Source organism: Pseudomonas sp. GM74, assembly GCF_000282455.1.
Classification (GTDB): Bacteria; Pseudomonadota; Gammaproteobacteria; order Pseudomonadales; family Pseudomonadaceae; genus Aquipseudomonas.
The window spans coordinates 97,651-115,148 of sequence record NZ_AKJG01000004.1 but is presented as its reverse complement, the minus strand read 5'-3'; the positions used below and the strand labels follow the sequence as shown (position 1 = coordinate 115,148).

The 17,498-nt window shown below is 61.7% G+C and carries 15 protein-coding genes, 1 tRNA gene and 3 pseudogenes; 12 read left to right on the top strand and 7 right to left on the bottom strand.

The annotated features are described in order from the left end of the window. Window positions 1-101: 101 nt before the first annotated feature. The 4 genes and pseudogenes from PMI34_RS29620 to ddlA form a co-directional block, all read left to right on the top strand. Window positions 102-830, top strand: a pseudogene (locus PMI34_RS29620) (PAS domain-containing protein); the annotation flags it as partial. Next, complete coding sequence (locus PMI34_RS29615; protein ID WP_238538745.1) at window positions 810-1,418, top strand: methyl-accepting chemotaxis protein; 609 nt, start codon at window positions 810-812, stop codon at window positions 1,416-1,418. The pseudogene PMI34_RS29620 and the gene PMI34_RS29615, both read left to right, overlap by 21 nt. Window positions 1,419-1,585: 167 nt before the next feature. Then, entirely contained in the window at window positions 1,586-2,185 is a 600-nt protein-coding gene (locus PMI34_RS24930) for a flavin reductase family protein (protein ID WP_008046096.1), read from the top strand. Between the two features lie 47 nt (window positions 2,186-2,232). Continuing rightward, on the top strand, window positions 2,233-3,327 hold the full coding sequence (gene ddlA / locus PMI34_RS24935; protein ID WP_008046094.1) for a D-alanine--D-alanine ligase: 1,095 nt from the start codon (window positions 2,233-2,235) through the stop codon (window positions 3,325-3,327). Between the two features lie 79 nt (window positions 3,328-3,406). Here ddlA and ggt read toward each other — a convergent pair whose 3' ends face one another. After that, entirely contained in the window at window positions 3,407-5,239 is a 1,833-nt protein-coding gene (ggt, locus tag PMI34_RS24940; RefSeq protein ID WP_008046093.1) for a gamma-glutamyltransferase, read from the bottom strand. Between the two features lie 166 nt (window positions 5,240-5,405). Between ggt and PMI34_RS24945 the strand changes: the two genes are divergently transcribed. Continuing rightward, window positions 5,406-6,515, top strand: coding sequence for a DUF2817 domain-containing protein (locus PMI34_RS24945; protein WP_008046091.1), 1,110 nt, complete (start codon window positions 5,406-5,408; stop codon window positions 6,513-6,515). Between the two features lie 57 nt (window positions 6,516-6,572). Here PMI34_RS24945 and PMI34_RS24950 read toward each other — a convergent pair whose 3' ends face one another. Next, on the bottom strand, window positions 6,573-6,932 hold the full coding sequence (locus PMI34_RS24950) for a succinylglutamate desuccinylase/aspartoacylase family protein (protein ID WP_008046089.1): 360 nt from the start codon (window positions 6,930-6,932) through the stop codon (window positions 6,573-6,575). A gap of 276 nt (window positions 6,933-7,208) precedes the next feature. On the opposite strand from PMI34_RS24950, the gene PMI34_RS24955 reads away from it, so the two are divergent. The 7 genes and pseudogenes from PMI34_RS24955 to PMI34_RS24975 all read left to right on the top strand — a co-directional run bounded on the left by PMI34_RS24955 (window position 7,209) and on the right by PMI34_RS24975 (window position 12,835). Further along, a complete protein-coding gene (locus tag PMI34_RS24955; RefSeq protein ID WP_008046086.1) occupies window positions 7,209-8,810 on the top strand; it encodes a 5-guanidino-2-oxopentanoate decarboxylase in 1,602 nt (533 codons plus the stop codon). A gap of 19 nt (window positions 8,811-8,829) precedes the next feature. Then, window positions 8,830-10,413: a hypothetical protein gene (locus PMI34_RS24960; protein WP_008046085.1), complete on the top strand. Its 1,584-nt coding sequence runs from the start codon at window positions 8,830-8,832 to the stop codon at window positions 10,411-10,413. Between the two features lie 50 nt (window positions 10,414-10,463). After that, entirely contained in the window at window positions 10,464-10,655 is a 192-nt protein-coding gene (locus PMI34_RS29115; protein ID WP_157222701.1) for a hypothetical protein, read from the top strand. 8 nt (window positions 10,656-10,663) lie between these two features. Next, a pseudogene (locus PMI34_RS29110) lies at window positions 10,664-10,738 on the top strand (ATP-binding cassette domain-containing protein); the annotation flags it as partial. Between the two features lie 28 nt (window positions 10,739-10,766). Then, the gene (locus tag PMI34_RS29105) at window positions 10,767-10,934 is read left to right on the top strand and encodes a hypothetical protein (protein WP_238538746.1); all 168 of its coding nucleotides are present in this window, start codon (window positions 10,767-10,769) and stop codon (window positions 10,932-10,934) included. 94 nt (window positions 10,935-11,028) lie between these two features. After that, window positions 11,029-11,607 (top strand): annotated as a pseudogene (locus tag PMI34_RS24970) (ABC transporter permease subunit). Between the two features lie 49 nt (window positions 11,608-11,656). Next, window positions 11,657-12,835: a pyridoxal phosphate-dependent aminotransferase gene (locus PMI34_RS24975; protein ID WP_008046078.1), complete on the top strand. Its 1,179-nt coding sequence runs from the start codon at window positions 11,657-11,659 to the stop codon at window positions 12,833-12,835. Window positions 12,836-13,005: 170 nt separating this feature from the next. On the opposite strand, the gene PMI34_RS24980 is transcribed toward PMI34_RS24975, so the two are convergent. The 5 genes from PMI34_RS24980 to PMI34_RS25000 all read right to left on the bottom strand — a co-directional run bounded on the left by PMI34_RS24980 (window position 13,006) and on the right by PMI34_RS25000 (window position 17,485). After that, window positions 13,006-13,082 (bottom strand) — tRNA-Met (locus tag PMI34_RS24980). A gap of 87 nt (window positions 13,083-13,169) precedes the next feature. Beyond that, window positions 13,170-14,624, bottom strand: coding sequence for an amidase (locus tag PMI34_RS24985; protein WP_008046075.1), 1,455 nt, complete (start codon window positions 14,622-14,624; stop codon window positions 13,170-13,172). Window positions 14,625-14,684: 60 nt separating this feature from the next. Beyond that, on the bottom strand, window positions 14,685-15,731 hold the full coding sequence (locus tag PMI34_RS24990; RefSeq protein WP_008046073.1) for an ABC transporter substrate-binding protein: 1,047 nt from the start codon (window positions 15,729-15,731) through the stop codon (window positions 14,685-14,687). A 27-nt stretch (window positions 15,732-15,758) separates the two neighbouring features. Then, window positions 15,759-16,565: an ABC transporter permease gene (locus PMI34_RS24995; protein ID WP_008046071.1), complete on the bottom strand. Its 807-nt coding sequence runs from the start codon at window positions 16,563-16,565 to the stop codon at window positions 15,759-15,761. Continuing rightward, window positions 16,565-17,485: an ABC transporter permease gene (locus PMI34_RS25000; RefSeq protein WP_007981819.1), complete on the bottom strand. Its 921-nt coding sequence runs from the start codon at window positions 17,483-17,485 to the stop codon at window positions 16,565-16,567. The genes PMI34_RS24995 and PMI34_RS25000 overlap by 1 nt, the downstream gene beginning before the upstream one ends. Between the last annotated feature and the right edge of the window lie 13 nt (window positions 17,486-17,498).

Sequence of the window (17,498 nt, the reverse complement as noted above, 5' to 3'; positions counted from 1 at the left end):
TATTTTTACAGGGCAAGCCTGAAACACGCTTAAGTAAATGTTTCCAAGGCCGATGGTTAGGCTGCATATCGCTTTCTACCCCTGTCCATCGGTGCTTTCCCATGTTCAATAAACGCTTGAAGCAGGAGCTGTCGGCTCTTCGTGAAGAACTCTCCAGCCTCCAGCAAGTAAAGGAAAGTCTGGAAAGCGAGATGCTGGTGCTGACCCTCGACAGCGATGGACGGGTTCAGTCGGTCAACCAGAACTTCCTTGGCGAAATGCATTACAAGAGCGGTGACCTGATTGGCCGCCACATCGACGATCTGGTCCCGGATCACGTGAAGTCCGATGAATTCCAGCTGCGTTTCAAGAACGCGTTGACCCGTGGCGAGCATTTCGCTGGCGCGGTGCGCCTGTTGCGCGGTACGGGCCAGGAAGCCTGGTTGCGTTCGATCCTGCAGCCGGTGCGCTCGGCGGACGGGCGGATCAAGAACTTTTCGATCTTCTCCAGCGACCTGACCCGCACCATCGAGGCCTCCCGCGAACACGAGAACCTGATCGGCGCACTGGTGCGCTCCACGGCGGTGATCGAATTCGACCTCAATGGCAACGTGCTGACCGCCAACGACCGCTTCCTCAGTGGCATGGGTTACAGCCTGGCGCAGATCAAAGGCAAACATCACCGCACCTTCTGCCAGCCGGAGGAGTACAACAGTGCCGAGTACCAGAACTTCTGGCGTCGCCTGAACGCGGGTGAGTACGTTGCCGGCCGTTTCAAACGTGTCGACAGCCATGGTCGTACAGTCTGGCTTGAGGCGTCCTACAACCCGGTGGCTGATGCCAACAATAATCTCTACAAAGTAGTGAAGTTCGCCACGGTGATTACCGATCAGGTCAATCAGGAACAGGCCGTCGCCGAAGCCGCCAACATTGCCTACAGCACCTCGCAGCAAACCGACCAAAGCGCCCAGCGCGGTAACGCCGTGGTGACCCAGGCCGTGGACGTGATGCGTGACCTGGCCAAACACATGCAAACCGCCGGCGACGGCATCGAAGCCTTGAACGAGCAGTCGCTGGTGATCGGTACCATCGTCAAAACCATCAGCGGCATTGCCGAGCAGACCAACCTGCTGGCGCTCAACGCGGCCATCGAAGCCGCCCGTGCGGGCGAGCAGGGACGGGGCTTCGCCGTGGTGGCGGATGAGGTTCGGCAACTGGCTTCGCGCACCAGCCAGGCCACCGACGAAATCGTCCTCGTGGTGCGGCAGAACCAGGACATGGCGCGCAACGCCGTGGCCCTGATGACCGATGGCAAGCTTCAGGCCGAGCAGGGCCTGGCGCTGGCGGCGGAAGCAGGGACGGTGATTGTCGAGATCCAGGACGGCGCGCAGAAAGTGGTCAATGCAGTGGGGCAGTTTGCCAATCAGCTCACTAACTGACCTGCGATCAGCTCTTGGTGGGAGCGGGCTTGCTCCGGGTGGCGTTCCGACGAAAGCGGTGTGTCATTCAACGCAACTGTGACTGAACTGACGCCTTCGCGAGCAAGCCCGCTCCCACAGGGTTACGTGGGCGCTACAATCGGCTCTTTCCCCAGGAGCAGACTCCCATGAGCGTTTCCCACCGCCGTCCGGTTCCCTTGTCCAAGGCCTATCGTCTGCTCAATCACGGCCCGACCGTGCTGGTCAGCGCAGCCCACGGTGGCCAGCGCAATATCATGGCGGCAGCCTGGGCCATGCCGCTGGATTTCGAACCCCCGAAAATTGCCGTGGTGCTGGACAAATCCACCTGGACTCGCCAGTTGCTGGAAGCCTCGGGCACTTTTGTGCTTAACGTTCCTTGCGCCGCCCAGGCCGACATTGTGCAAACCGTCGGTTCGACCTCCGGCCTGGAATTGACCCAGGGCCAGGGGCACGACAAGTTTGAAACCTACGACTTGCAGACCTTCACTGGCGAGTCGGTCGATGCGCCGATGCTAGAAGGCTGCGTGGCCTGGCTGGAATGTCGCCTGTTGCCGGAGCCGAACAACCACCAGCAGTACGATCTGTTCCTGGCCGAAGTGATTGCCGCCCAGGCTGACGAACGGGTGTTCAGCGAAGGACGGTGGCACTTCGAAGGGCAAGATGCCTTGCGTACCTTGCACCATGTGGCGGGCGGGCATTTCCTGACCATTGGTGAGCCGGTGGACGGCAGGAACTTGCAGTCGTAAGGTTTCGACTATTCAAGTTGTAAGCACATTCACCAAGAGGCCGGGCGATGAGAAAACTGCGTGTAGGGATAATCTTTGGCGGACGCTCGGCAGAGCACGAAGTGTCGTTGCAGTCGGCGAAAAACATCGTCGATGCGCTGGATCGTTCACGCTTCGAGCCGGTGCTGATCGGCATCGACAAACAAGGCCACTGGCACCTCAACGACCCTTCCAACTTTTTGCTGAACCAGGAAAACCCGGCCCTGATCGCCCTCAATCAGTCCAATCGCGAACTGGCCGTGGTGCCGGGCAAAGCCAGTCAGCAACTGGTGGAAACCTCCAGCCAGGAAATGCTCGGTCACGTCGATGTGATCTTCCCGATTGTCCACGGCACCCTCGGTGAAGACGGTTGCCTGCAAGGCTTGCTGCGCATGGCCGATTTGCCGTTTGTCGGCTCCGACGTGCTTGGCTCGGCCGTGTGCATGGACAAGGACATCAGCAAGCGCCTGCTGCGCGATGCCGGGCTGGCCGTGACGCCGTTCGTGACATTGACCCGCGCCACGGCGGCGCGCACCGGGTTTGCCGAGGTGCGGGGCAAGTTGGGCCTGCCGCTGTTCGTCAAACCGGCGAATCAGGGCTCTTCCGTGGGCGTGAGCAAGGTCACCGACGAGGCTGAGTACAGCGCAGCGGTGGAGCTGGCCTTGAGTTTCGATACCAAGGTGTTGATCGAATCTGCCGTCAGCGGCCGCGAGATTGAATGCGCGGTACTCGGCAATGAAGACGCCATCGCCAGCGGCTGCGGCGAGATCGTGGTGCGCAGCGGGTTCTATTCCTACGACAGCAAATACATCGACGACACGGCTGCTGAAGTGGTGGTACCGGCCAATATCAGCGTCGAGGCCAGCGAGCGCATTCGCGCCCTGGCCGTCGAGGCATTTCAGGTACTGGGCTGCTCCGGCCTGGCCCGCGTCGACGTGTTCCTGACCGACAGCGGCGAAGTGCTGATCAACGAAATCAACTCGTTGCCCGGCTTCACCCGCATCAGTATGTACCCGAAACTGTGGCAGGCCACCGGCATGACCTACAGCGAACTGGTGACGCGACTGATCGAGCTGGCGCTGGAAAAGCACCAGGTTCGGCAGGGGTTGAAGATCAGTCGTTAAGTGCGCTGCTGATTTTCGCCTGCTCATAAACAAAAAGGGCCTACCCACCGGTAAGCCCTTTTTTGCTCTCGCGTGCGACTCAATCCCCCAGCGCTTGCCCTTCACGCCGAGGATCGGCGCCGCCGGTCAACGACGCTTTGCCTTGGGCGTCCTTGACCCGAACGATCGCCTGGGTCCCGCTGGTCATGTCGATCTCGCTCACGCTGTGCCCCTTGTCTTTCAGCGCCTGAATCAGCATCGGGCTGAACTGCCCCTGTTCCAGTTCGGTCGGGCCGTTGCGGCTGCCGAAGTTGGGCAGGTTGATGGCGGCCTGGGCATCGAGGTTCCAGTCGAGCAGGCCGATGGTGGATTTGGCGACGTATTCGATGATTTGCGAGCCACCGGGGGAGCCGACGGTGGCGAGGAATTCACCGTTCTGGCGGTCGAAGATCAGGGTCGGGGCCATGGAGGAGCGCGGGCGCTTGCCGGGTTCGACGCGGTTGGCGACTTTTTGCCCGTTTTCCTCGGGGATGAACGAGAAGTCGGTCATCTCGTTGTTGAGCATGAAACCCTGAACCATGATGTGTGAGCCGAACGCCGATTCGATGGTGGTGGTCATCGACACGGCGCCACCTGCGTCATCGACGGCCACCACTTGTGAGGTGGAAATCCGCAGCGGCGAACGGTCCGGTGCATAGGCCACCCGGATGCCTGGCGGAGTGCCGGGTTTGGCCGTGCCCATGCTGCGTTCGCCGATCAGGGTGGCGCGGCTGGCGAGGTAGGCCGGGTCGACCAGGCCCTTGACCGGCACGGCTACGAAGTCTGTGTCGGCGACGTACTGAGCGCGGTCGGCGTAGGCCAGGCGTTCGGCTTCAGAGATCAGGTGCACGGCTTGCGGGGTGGGTTCAATGCCGGCCGGGGCCGAGGTCTTGACTGGTTTGAGCGGCGCCAGCGCCAGGCGCTTGTCGCGAGCTTCCAGGGCTTGCAGCGTGCCGAGGATCTGCGCCACGGCGATCCCGCCCGAAGACGGCGGTGGCATGCCGCAGACTTGCCAGCGCTTGTAATCGGTACACAGTGGTGCGCGCTCCTTGGCCTGGTAGTTGGCGAGGTCGGTCAGGGACAGGCTGCCGGGGTTGGCGTGGCCCTGCACCTTGGCCGCGATTTCCTCGGCGACCGGGCCTTTGTACAGGGCATCCGGGCCTTCATGGGCGATGCGATTGAACACGGCGGCCAGTGCCGGGTTCTTCAAGTTTGTGCCGACGGTTTTCGGGCTGCCATCGGCATTTCGAAAGTAAGCCATCATTTCCGCTGAGCGCGGCATGGACGAATCCGCGGCGATCAACTGGTGCAGGCGTGGCGAAATGGCGAAGCCTTGTTCGGCGAGCCGGATGGCTGGTTCAAACAGCTGCGCCCAAGGCAGGCGTCCGTGTTTTTGATGGGCCAGTTCCAGGGCGCGCAGCACGCCGGGCGTACCCACCGAGCGGCCGCCAATCTGCGCCTGGGTGAACCCCATCGGTTGTCCGTTGGCTTGCAGGAAAAGCTTCTCGGTGGCGTCGGCCGGGGCCGTTTCACGTCCGTCGTAGGTGCGCACGGCCTTGCCATCCCAGAGTACGATCAGTGCGCCGCCACCGATGCCCGAAGACTGTGGCTCGACCAGCGTCAACACTGCTTGCATCGCAATCGCCGCGTCGATGGCCGAGCCGCCCCGGCGCAGCATCTCCCGCCCGGCTTCGGCCGCCAGCGGGTTGGCCGCCGCTGCCATGTATTTCTCGGCGTGTTGAGTTTTCAGGTCGGTGCGGAAGCCGGAAGCGCTTTCCGGTGCGAGCGGCAGCGTCGGCACCGATGCGTTGTTGCACGCGGCCAGGGTCAAGGCGCTGGCGAGCAGAACCAGGGCTGGCAGGCGATAGCGGCGCAAAGGGAAGGTTGAGAACACGTGGGGTACTCCGTCCGTTGGATCTACGATCAGTGGACTTTATCGGCCGACCGGGAGGGAAGCAAACCAGGTCCTGCGGCACCGACGTTTTTGTCCTTCATCAATGGCGGGATTTTCTGTAGGGTCGTTGCCAACAGACAGGCCGGAAAATCAACAAGAGGCAGACATGCAAACCGAGTTCCCCACCCAGTCCAGCTATCGCTCCCAGCGTGAACAGTTCCTGGCCGCCGCAACCACGGCAGGCGCAACGCTGACGGAATATCCACACCCGCTCAAAGGACCGTTCGGCGAGTCCCTGAGTACCGATGTGGCGGTGCTGGGTGATCCGGGCGCCAAGCGACTGCTGATCGCGTTGAGCGGCACTCACGGGGTCGAAGGCTTCTATGGCTCGGGTTGCCAGATCAAATGGCTGCAGGAGTTGGGCAAGCGCTCCCTGCCAACGGATGTCGCCGTGGTCATGATCCATGCCATCAACCCCTGGGGCATGGCGTGGTTGCGCCGGGTCAACGAAGACAATATCGACCTGAACCGCAATCACCTGGATTTCCAGCAACCGCTGCCAGACAACCAGGCTTACAACGCCCTGCATGAAATCTATGCCTGCCCGCAGTTGCACGGCCCGGAGCGTGATCGTGCCGATGCCTTGCTCGACGAGCAGATTCGCCTGCACGGCTGGCCGGCAGTCATGTCGATTGTCGAGGGCGGTCAGCATGCTCATCCCGACGGCCTGTTTTTCGGCGGGCTGGCGCCGAGCTGGTCGAACCGCACGTTGCACCGGATCGTGCAAACGCACGTGGCCCATGCCGAGGTCGCCATGTGTTTCGACCTGCACACGGGCGCTGGCGAGTACGGTCATCCGATGTTGTTGACCATCACCGAGTCCGCCTATCCGGCGCTGGCGGATGCGCAGGCGATTTATGGCCCGTGGCTCTACAGTCTGCAAACCGGTGCCGACACCCTGAGCGAAACCGGCGTGGCGGCAACGGCCACCGGCTACACCTCGCAAGCGCTGATCAATGCGCTGCCACAGGTGCGGCTGATGCCGTTTGTCATCGAGTGCGGGACTTACCCGGGGCCGGACGTTCACCGTCATCTGCGCGATGACCACTGGCTGCATCTGCACGGCAACCCGAATGACGCTACAGGGCGCGGGATCAAGCTGAATCTGCTCGAGCAGTTCTATCCCGCCGACAGCGATTGGCAGGCGATGGTCTGGCTGCGCACCTGGCAGATCTGGGAGCGGGCGTTGTCGGCATTACCGACGGTTCGCAACTGACACGACTCGGTGACTCGATGGCTGCGGTGTGACCTTGGCACGCGCGCCGCGTCGCCATCACGCCGAAACCATCACGCCGCCTTCGAGTGCCGTAGCCCCGGCCACTTTGCACAATTGAACCCCCGTCGCCGCGAAGCGAATCGCACTGCGCATGTACATCACGCCACGGGTGGCGCTGCATACAACCTGCGTAGCGCCAGTGATGGGGTCAATGACGTGCACCACCGGTTCATCACGCTCGATCCACGCGCCGGGTTTGTGCAGGAACACCACGAACCCGGCGCAGGGGGCGCGCAAGGTCAGCGAACCGTCGAAGGGTGTCGCAGGCTGGAGCAGGGCGGGCATCGGCGGCGGTGTGCCAGCGAGGATGCCCCGGTGTTGCAGGAAGGCGTAGAGGGCGGCGGCATCGACGCGCATAAAGCGTTCCTTGAGACAGAGGGGGCAAGTGCCGAGGGTTCCATCTTTATGAAAATGAGTGGTCCCGACAATCGAATAATTTGCCCGTCACAGGTGAGCAAAGTGATCCATTGACGGGCAGTGACGTGCCCAAATACTGAATATAACCGTTCAATAAAATTTGACAGTGGCGCAAATTTATTTCGATTGATGTAATCGTTTCGTCACCAATACTAGGGCCCTCGGTTCAGGTCTCTGTGAGCCTGGCATTCCCAACAAGAATAAAGAGGTGCTCGCATGACCAGTTGTGCCCAGGCGCTCGTCCGGTTACTTGAAGGCTATGGCGTGGAGTCGGTGTTCGGCATTCCCGGTGTGCACACGGTCGAGCTTTATCGCGGGCTGCACGGCAGTTCTCTGCGCCACATCAGCCCGCGTCACGAACAGGGTGCAGGGTTCATGGCGGACGGCTACGCCCGGGTCAGTGGCAAGCCCGGCGTGTGCTTCATCATTACCGGCCCCGGCATGACCAACATCCTCACAGCCATGGGCCAGGCCTACGCCGACTCGGTGCCGATGCTGGTGATTTCCACCACCAGCCGCCGCGAACATCAACGTCTGGGCCACGGCTACCTGCATGAAATGCCCGACCAGCGTGCAGTGGTCGCCGGGGTCTGCGCCTTCAGCCATACCTTGCAGCGGCCCGAGGAATTGCCGGAAGTGCTTGCCCGCGCCTTCGCGCTGTTCGGCTGTGCCCGCCCGCGTCCAGTGCACATCGAGATTCCGTTGGACGTGCTGGAAATGCCGGCCGACAACCTCGACCTGCGCCCACGTACCTTGCCGCAAGCCCCGGCACCGGCAGCCGCGAATATTACGGCGGCGGTGAAACTGCTGGCGGCGGCCCGCAAGCCGTTGATCCTCGCCGGTGGCGGCGCCCGAGGCGCAGGCCCGCTGGTACAGGCCCTGGCGGAAAAGTTGCAGGCGCCGGTTGCCTTGACCACCAATGCCCGGGGTCTGCTGGCACCGGAGCACCCTCTGTTGCTCGACGGGGTGCAGTCGTCGGCTCATGGCCGCGCTCTGTTTGCCGAAGCCGACGTGGTATTGGCGGTCGGTACCGAATTGGGCGAAACCGATTACGACTTCTTTGGTCTGGGCCCGCTGTCACTCAATGCGCCGCTGATTCGCCTGGACATCGATCCGTTGCAGATCCTGGGGGCGGCACGCGCCGACGTGGGCTTGCTGGGCGATGCCGGGCAAGGGCTGCAAGCGCTCCTGGCGGCAGTGCCTGAAGCTTGCGCCAGCGACTGGGCATATCAGCGTGTGGCACAGGTCAACGCTGCCGAACGGTCCGGCTGGAGCAGCAAGCAGAGCGTCATGCAGCAGATGCTCGACACCCTGCGCGACAGCCTGCCCGCGCCGATCGTGGTCGGCGATTCGACCCAGCCGGTGTATCAGGGCGCGCTGGGTTATCGCGCCCCGCAAGCCAACAGCTGGTTCAACGCCGGAACAGGCTTTGGCACCCTGGGTTACGGTTTGCCGGCGGCTATCGGCGCCAAGCTCGCCGCGCCCGATCGTCCCGTGGTGGCGCTGGTCGGCGATGGTGGCGTGCAGTTCTCCAGTGCCGAACTGATCGCTGCCCGTGAAGCGGAGTTGGGGGTGATCGTGGTGCTGTGGAACAACCACTGCTATGCCGAAATCCGCGACTACATGACCAACCGCGATATTCCCCCATTGGGCGTGGACATCTTGCCACCGGACTTTGCCGCACTGGCCAAGTCCTGCCACGTCGCCCACATCGCCATAAGCAGCCTTGAGCAGTTGCGCGAGGTACTTGCCAGCAAGGCCCACACCCGTCAGCCGATTCTGCTGGAGCTGGACGCCGCCGCTTTCCTGTCTGCCTGAACCGTTTGGAGTGAACCGCATGGAATTGCAGAAAAGATTTGCCCTGAAGTGGATCGACCAGCATCGTCAGCAGTTGTCGGATTGGCACCAGATCATCTGGCACTACGCGGAGCCCGCGTTTCGCGAGTACAAATCCTGTGCCTGGTATGTGGATCTGTTGCGCAAGGAAGGTTTCACCGTCGAAGAAAACAGCGGCGGCATGCCCACCGCGTTTTGCGCAACCTTCAGTAATGGCAAGGGACCGGTGCTGGCGACCTACGCCGAATACGACGCCGTCCCTGGAAACTGCCAGGCTGCCACCACCCGCAAGATGCCCCGCGAAGGTTTGTCGCGTTTCGCCCCGGGCCACACCGATCCACATTCTGCACTGGGCATCAGTGCGCTGGGCGGGGTGCTCGCGGCGAAGGCGGCGATGCTTGAGTTCGGCATCGAGGGCACCATTCGTTTCTTTGGTGAGCCGGCGGAAAAGCTCCGTGCGTCCAAACCCGTACACGCGGCCAAGGGTTACTACGACAACCTGGATGCGGCCATCAGTTTTCACCCCACCTACATGTTGCCGCTGAACAACACCACCACCTGGGATACCCATTGCGGCATTGCCTACGCCTACATCTACAGCTTCACCTGCGAAGACCCGGAAAACTGGATTGCCGCCGATCGCTATAGTCCGATCCCGCAGAATCATCTGGCTGCCCGGGCACCGGGCGCCAATGATGCGCTGATGCACTTCTACAACCTCAACGAAAGCCTGCGCCGTTCGACCCTGCCGTTCACCGGTTTGTGGAGTTACAACGAGGCCATCCTGACGGCCGGGCAGGCCACCGCCGATAACCTGCCACCGCACCTGTCACAGATTCAGTACCTGCTGCGTTGCGATTCGATCGAGCAGGCCGAAACCATTTCCCAGGTGATGGATAACAACGCCGCCGCTGCGGCGATGGCCACCGGTTGCCAGTGGAAAAAGACCTGGGTCTGCAAGTCCCGTGGCGGTCTGCCCAATCATGTGCTGGCGCGTGCGACATACAGCAACCTGGCCGCCGTCGGCGCACCGCAATGGGGGGCCGAGGCCTGTGACATTGCCCGCCAGATCCAGAGCAATCTCGGTCTGGAGCCGATGGCGGAACCCTTCCTGCCGGCTACTGAACAACTGATCGACCCGCAGGAATGCGAACGGCAGATGCGTCTGCAAATGCCGGCATGGCAGAAGTACCTGACATCCGACGACTACCCCGAATACACCTGGCATTGCCCGACCGTGCGTCTGCTGGTGGCCCGCCCGATGCTCAGCGCGCCCGCCGGCCACGTGTACCCGGATTGGGTCTCCAACGCCTTGGGCGGCATACCGCAGACCATCGATCCGATGATCGAAGTGGCGGCGAAAACCATTGCCAACACCTTGCTCGACCTGTTCTGCAACGAAGACTTGCTGAAGGCTGCCAGGGACGAGTTCAACCAGCGCACCGGCGGCGGCATCGGCGGTGAACACTGGCAGGCGCCGCTGTTGTCGGCCGACTTTCAAGCCCCCCATCGTTTCCGCTGGCCGGAGTACATACGCACCGTGCGTGGCGAAGAGTGGTGGATCCCGGCGCGCGACGACGAATAGTCGTGGCGTTGCCCGGCCTGCCTGAACAATCAGAATTCGAGGATCCAGACGTGCAAGCACTCACCCACGTGAATATCCCCCAGCCACATACGGACACCGCAGTTGTCGCTATCGATGACCTGCACAAGAGCTATGCCGGTCACCACGTGCTCAAGGGCATTTCGATGCGCGCCAAAGAGGGCGAGGTGGTCTCGCGCAGATCGCCGATCCGCGTCAGGTCGAACGTCTGCGCACGCGCTTGAGCATGGTGTATCCCTCGTTTCTGTCCGGTGGTCAGCAACAGCGCGTAGCGATTGCCCGCGCTCTGGCCATGCGCCCGCGGCTTGCTGGTGAGGAGGGTGATCCTGCCGTGCATGCTCCCCTTCGCGATCGCCGGGTTATCCAACCTGTGGCTGGTGCTGGTCAAGGAAAGCGCCTTGATCAGCGTCGTGGGTTACAGCGAATTGCTGACAGCCGGCCGCCAGGCAGCGGCATCTACCAGGCACTATTTGCTGTTTTACCTCGCCGTGGCTACGTTCTAATACCTGATCACGCTGGTTTCCAGCTCGGTCTTCCGGTGGGTCGAAGTGCGCTTCGAACGCTGGATGCCTCGGCACGCATAAGGGGAGGGCGAGCATGGACTTTCATTGGTTGGGCAATTTTTACCAGGAGCTGGTCAAGGGCGCCGGACTGACCCTGCAGCTGCTGCTGATCTCAGGGGTTATTGGCTTTTTCATGGCGGTGCTTGTGGCGCTGGGACGCTTGTCGAAGAACCGCTTCCTGTCCAACGGTCTGCGATTTTACACCAGCGTGCTGCGAGGTACGCCGTTGCTGGTGCAGATCTACGTGTTGTACTACGGTGTGGGCAGTGTTTTTGCGACCTTCCCGTTGATTCGCGGCAGTATGTTCTGGCCGTACTTGCGAGAAGACTTATGGCATGCGCCCTTGGCTGGTGTTGCGCCGGGTGTGGATGCCGCGCGCCTTGCAGATGCTGCGTCCGACATTGGCCGGGAAAGCGTGATGCTGCTCAAGGCTACGGCGCTGGCGTCGACCGTGGCGGTCACCGACCTGCCGGGGACGGCAAACCTGGTGCGTTCGCAAACATTACGCGTCTATGAGCCGCTGCTGGTGGTGGCGGGGATCTACATCATCCTGGCGATTGTCATTGAGCAAGGCTTTGCCCGGATAGGCAAAACGCCGCAACGTCAGGCCTGACTTCAAGGTCGATGGACACATCGGCCCAAGGGCTCATAAGGAGTTTCATATGAAATATTCGTCCATGGTCAATCGCATCAGTGGTGAAACCGTCACCGCCTGGGACATTCACTACGCGGCCTGTGATGCACAGGATCGTGGTGAAGATGCGATCGTGTTGAGCATCGGCGATCCGGATTTCGCCACTGCCGATGAGATATGCGCGGCGGCGGTTCAGGCAATCAATGAGGGCGACACCCATTACACCCACGTGATCGGTCGCCCGGCCCTGCGCGAAGCGATTGCCGCCAAGCAGTCGGCGTTACTCGGCCAGCCGGTGTCCGCCGACAACGTGGCACTGGTGGCCGGCGCACAGAACGGTTTGTATGCCACGGCCATGTGCCTGTTCGAACAAGGCGATGAAGTGCTGGTGCCGGAACCCATGTACCTGACGTACGCGGCGAGCATCCAGGCTTCAGGTGCATGCCTGGTGCCGATTGCCCAGCCGGCCGAAGAAGACTTCCGCCTGACCTTGGCCGCGCTGGAAGCAGTGGTGACCGACAAGACCCGTGGTATCGCCCTGGCCACGCCGAACAATCCCACCGGCAACGTCTACACCCGCGAGGAGCTGGAGGCCGTTGCGCTGATCGCTCAACGCCATAACCTGTGGGTAATCAGCGACGAGGTTTATGGTCAGCTGACCTATGACCGTCCGCACCAGAGCGTGGCCACCCTTGAGGGCATGGCCGAGCGCACCGTGGTGCTTAACAGCCTGTCCAAATCCCATGCCATGACCGGTTGGCGGGTAGGCTGGGTGGTGGGGCCGCAAGCGCTGATCGGTCACCTCGATAACCTGTTGCTGTGCATGCTCTACGGCTTGCCGGGATTCATTCAGGCCGCCGCGCTCAAGGCACTGGAACTGGATGAGTACGTGGTCGGGGAAGGGCAGGCCCTTTACCGCCGGCGCCGAGACCTGGTGGTCGAAGGGTTGCGCCACGTGCCGCTGCTCAAGTGCAAGGTGCCTGAGGCGGGCATGTTCATGCTGGTGGATGTGCGTGAGACAGGATTGTCGAGCACTGTCTTTGCCTGGCAACTGTTCCGTGAAACCGGTGTTGCCGTACTCGATGCCAGCGCTTTTGGCGTCAGCACCGCTGGCTTCGTACGTATCTCGTTCACGGTCTCCGACGCAGCGCTCAGCGATGCCTGCGGTCGAATTGCAGGCTTCATCGAACGCCTTCGCGGGCAATGAGGATTCGGCTGCCATGGAGGGTAGGGGGCCTGCCCCTGTCTGCCTTGGCAGCCATTCGAAATTCGATTCGATAACTTCAATACTGCGGTACAGGAACTCCTGTCACCGCAGCGTACTTTTCTCGAGGCATAAAAAAACGGCTTACCTTGCGGTAAGCCGTTTTTAGTACTTGGTGGCTACACAGGGACTTGAACCCCGGACCCCAGCATTATGAATGCTATGCTCTAACCAACTGAGCTATGTAGCCAAGTGGCGCGCATTATTCACCGGTAACGGGGATGCGTCAAGCACAAATCTAAAATATTTCTCTGCGCTTTCAACCGTTTATCAAAATCTATCCTCTGAGCAGGGGTGAAGGGCAGCGCTGGAACCAGCGGCTGGCCTGTTCGTACGCGTGCGCCAGTTGCAGCACAGCGAAGTCGGCCTGGTGTCTACCGATGATTTGCAGGCCCATGGGCAGGCCGCTGGCGTTGAAGCCGACCTGTACGTTGGCCACCGGGCAGCCGGACAACGTGCCGGGAATCACCACCTCCATCCAGCGGTGATAGGTGTCCATGGTCACGCCTTCGATGGCGGCGGGCCATGGTCGGGTTTTATCGAACGGGAACACCTGGGCGCTGGGCAGCAGCAGGTAGTCGTACTTTTCGAACAGTCTGGAGATCGCTCGATACCAGTCGCTGCGCGTCACCGAGGCGGCAAACACGTCGGTGGCCGAGAGTTTCAGGCCGTTCTCCACTTCCCAGCAGGCTTCCGGTTTCAACAGCGCACGTTTTTGCGGGTCGGCATAAGTCGCGCCCAACGAGCCGGCGACCATCCAGTGGCGCAACGTCCGCCAACTGCTCCACAGCTTCTCTGGCGCGAATTCGGACTGAACCGGTTCAATGTTGCAACCCAGGCTTTCGAAGTCGGTAAAGGCCTTTTCGCACAGCGAGAGGATGCCTTGCTCCATCGGCAGGTAGCCGTTGAAGTCGCCGAGCCAGCCCAGACGCGTGCCTTTGAAGTCTCGATCCAGCGGTACCGCAAAGGCGCTGCCGGGCTCGGCAATGGACAGCGGCGCCCGCGCATCGGCCCCGGCCTGCACCGACAGCAGCAATGCGGCATCGCGCACGCTGCGGGCCATGGGGCCTTCGTAGCCGAGTTGGTCGATAAACAGATCGGCACTGTCATCGAAGGGCACGCGGCCCTGGGACGGACGGAACCCGAAGATGTTGTTGAAGGCAGCCGGGTTGCGCAGCGAGCCCATCATGTCGCTGCCGTCGGCCACCGGCACCAGGTGCATGGCCAGCGCCGCCGCCGCGCCGCCGCTGCTGCCGCCAGCGGTCTTGCTCGGGTCGTAGGCGCAACCGGTGGCGCCGAACAGCGGGTTGTAGCTTTGCGAACCGAGGCCGAACTCCGGGGTGTTGCTCTTGCCGATGATGATCGCGCCCGCGGCCTTGATGCGCTCGACCATGATGCCGTCGCGCTCGGGAATGAAGTCCTTGTACAGCGGCGAACCCAACGTAGTGCGGATGCCACGGGTCAGGGACAGATCCTTGATGGCGTGGGGCAGGCCGTGCATCCAGCCCTTGTAGTCGCCACGAGCCAGTTCGGCATCGCGGATATCCGCCTGGGCCAGCAGGTCTTCTGGCGCTTGCAGGCTCACCAGCGCATTGACCTGCGGGTTGAAGCGTTCGATGTGGGCAAGATAAGTCTGCATCACTTCCCGACAGGAAACCTGGCGCAGGCGGATGCGTTCGGCGAGCTCGTGGGCCTGCAACAGGACCAGTTCGCTGATGTTATTAGAGTTCATTGCAAGCGGCCTTTCAGACGGCTGGAAAAACGCCCCGCCATTGCGTCGGGGCGGTAGAGGTCAACGCATCAGGTTGGTCCAGAGACGGTCGGCCAGGCGGATCGCGCCTTCGCCGCAGGTCTTGCTGAACACCACCTGGGTGCCTTCGGGAATGTGCAGTTCCGGTGCGTCTTTCAGGCCCGCGTCGAGGAACGGCTCCACACCCTTGATCGGGCTCTGGTGCTTGAGGAAGTTCTGGGTCATCGCCGCGTTTTCAGGCTCACTGAGGAACGCGATGAACGCCTTGGCGTTCGCCGGGTTCTTGCTGCCGGTCGGGATGACCATGTTGTCGACCCAGGCCAGTACGCCTTCTTTCGGGTACAGGTACTTCAGGTCCGGTTTCATCTCCCGGGCGCGCATCGACGAACCGCCCCAGAAGGTCGACATGTCGATTTCACCCGAGGCGAGGTTTTCGCGGATCGAACCGGCCTTGGAGCTGTAAGTCTTGACGAAGGGTTTCTGCGCCTTGAGCAGGGTCAGGACCTGTTGCATCTGCTTCGGGTCTTCGCTGCACAGCGGAATGTTCAGGTACAGGCTGGCCATGTCCACAACGTCGCTGACCGAGTCGAACATGTTGATCCGCCCTTGCAGCTCGGCCGGTGGCTCGTAAAGCACCTTGTAGCTGTCGGCAGGGCCTTTGTAGCGCCCGGTGTCTAGCACCACGCTGGTGGTGCCCCAGATGAACGGCACGGAGTACGCGCCTTCCGGATCCCAGGTGGGTTTTTTCAGATTGTCGACGACGCCGGCGTAGTAGGGCTCGTTGACCGGGTCAAAGCGCTCCAGCAGTTTTTCCTTGATCAGGATCGGAATGAACTGGTGCGAGGGGATCGCCACGTCGTAGCCGGCACCGCCTTGTTTCAATTTGGCCAGCAGGGTTTCGTTGGAATCGTAGGAGTCGACGGTGACTTCGATGCCGGTCTGCTTCTGGAATTTGGCGAGAATTTCCGGCGAAAAGTAACCGCTCCAGCTCACCACGTTGAGTTTTTCCGCGGCCTGAACGCTGCCGACCATGGTCAGCGGTAAAGTCAGGAACAACGAAGTGCCAATGCTTGCAATCAACTTGCTCATGCTATTTCCCTACAGTACGTAGAAGGTTCAGGATTTCTTTTTGCCCAGCAGATAAGAGAGTGTGACGAACAGCACCGAGACGCCCAGGATCAGGGTCGAGACGGCGTTGACGTCCGGTGTCACGCCCATGCGCAACAGGCCGAAAATGAAGATCGGCAAGGTGGTGGTGCCGGCCTGGGAGACCATCATCGAGATCACGAAGTTATCCAGCGACACGATGAAGGCCAGCATCAGCCCGGAGAAAATTCCCGGCATCAGCAGCGGCAGGGTGACCTTGCGCAAGGTCCGCCACGGGCCGGCATAGAGGTCCGCCGAGGCTTGTTCCAGGGACAGGTCCATGTCGTTCAGGCGTGCCCGTATCGGCAGAAAGGCGAACGGGATACAGAACACCGTGTGCGCGATGATCAGGTTGCCGTAGCCCAGGGACAGACCGATGGTGGAGAACAGCGCGAGGGTGGCGACGCCGACCACGATTTCCGGCAGCACCAGGGGCAACATGATCGCGCCCATGGACAATTGCAGGCCCTTGAATTTCGCACCCCGCGAAGTGCCAAGGGCGGCGAGGGTGGCGATGGCCGTGGCGACCATGCTGGCGCAGACCGCGATCAACAGGCTGTTGCCGGCCGCCTGGCGCAGAGCCTGGTTGGCGAAGGCCGCGCGGTACCAGTCGAGGCTGAAGCCGGTCCACACCGTGGCCGACTGATTGGCGTTGAACGAAAACACCACCAGCACCACGATCGGTGCGTAGAGGTACAGGTAGAACAGGAAGCTGAAGCCGCCGAAGCCGGGGAAGTCCTGCACACCCAGCGTATTGCGTTTGAACAGGCCGATCATCACGCACCTCCTTTGGCGATGCGCTGGCGTTCGGCACGCAGGGCATAGACCGTCAGTACCAACATCACTGCCGCCATCAACACCAGCGACAGCGCTGCGCCGAATGGCCAGTTACGCGCATCGCTGAACTGCCGGAAGATCAGGTTGCCGAGCATCATTCGCGTGCCGCCACCGAGCAGTTCCGGGGCGATCATCGCGCCCAGGCAAGGCACGAACGTGAGGATGGCGCCGGCGAGAATTCCCGGTTTGGCGATCGGCAACACCACTTTGCGCAGGGTGCGCACACGGCCGGCGTAGAGGTCCTGAGCGGCTTCCAGCAGGCGGATGTCCATTTTTTCCAGGGTGGCGTAGATCGGCAGCACGACAAAGGGCGCGTAGGTGTAAACCAGCCCCAGCAGCACCGCGCCGTCGGTGTAGAGCAGTTGCAACGGCTGGTCGATGACCCCGAGGCCCATCAGGCTGTTATTGATCACCCCGGTGTTACGCAGCAGCAGAATCCAGGCGTAGGTGCGAATCAGCAGGTTGGCCCAGAACGGCACGGTGATCAGGAAGATCAGCAAGCCACGGCGATGGGCCGGTTGCATGGCCAGCCACACAGCCACCGGAAAACCGATCAACAGGGTGATGAGCGTGGTCAGCCCGGCGATGCCGATGGAGCGCAAGGCGATGATCAGATAGGAGTCGGCGAAGGCCAGGCTGTCGTCCAGTTGCCGCTCGAACAACAGCGAGGTGTAGGCGTCGCTGCTGAACACTTTGTTCACCCCGCCGTAGGGGTTGGCCTCCATCAAGGAGTAACCGATGACGATCAGGATCGGCACGATCAGAAACAGGCCGATGGCAATCAGCGCCGGGCTGACACCGAGAAAACTCTGGAAGGCCCGCCGACGTTCCAGTGTGTTGGCAATCGGTAAAGCGTGCATGGCAATTCCTCGT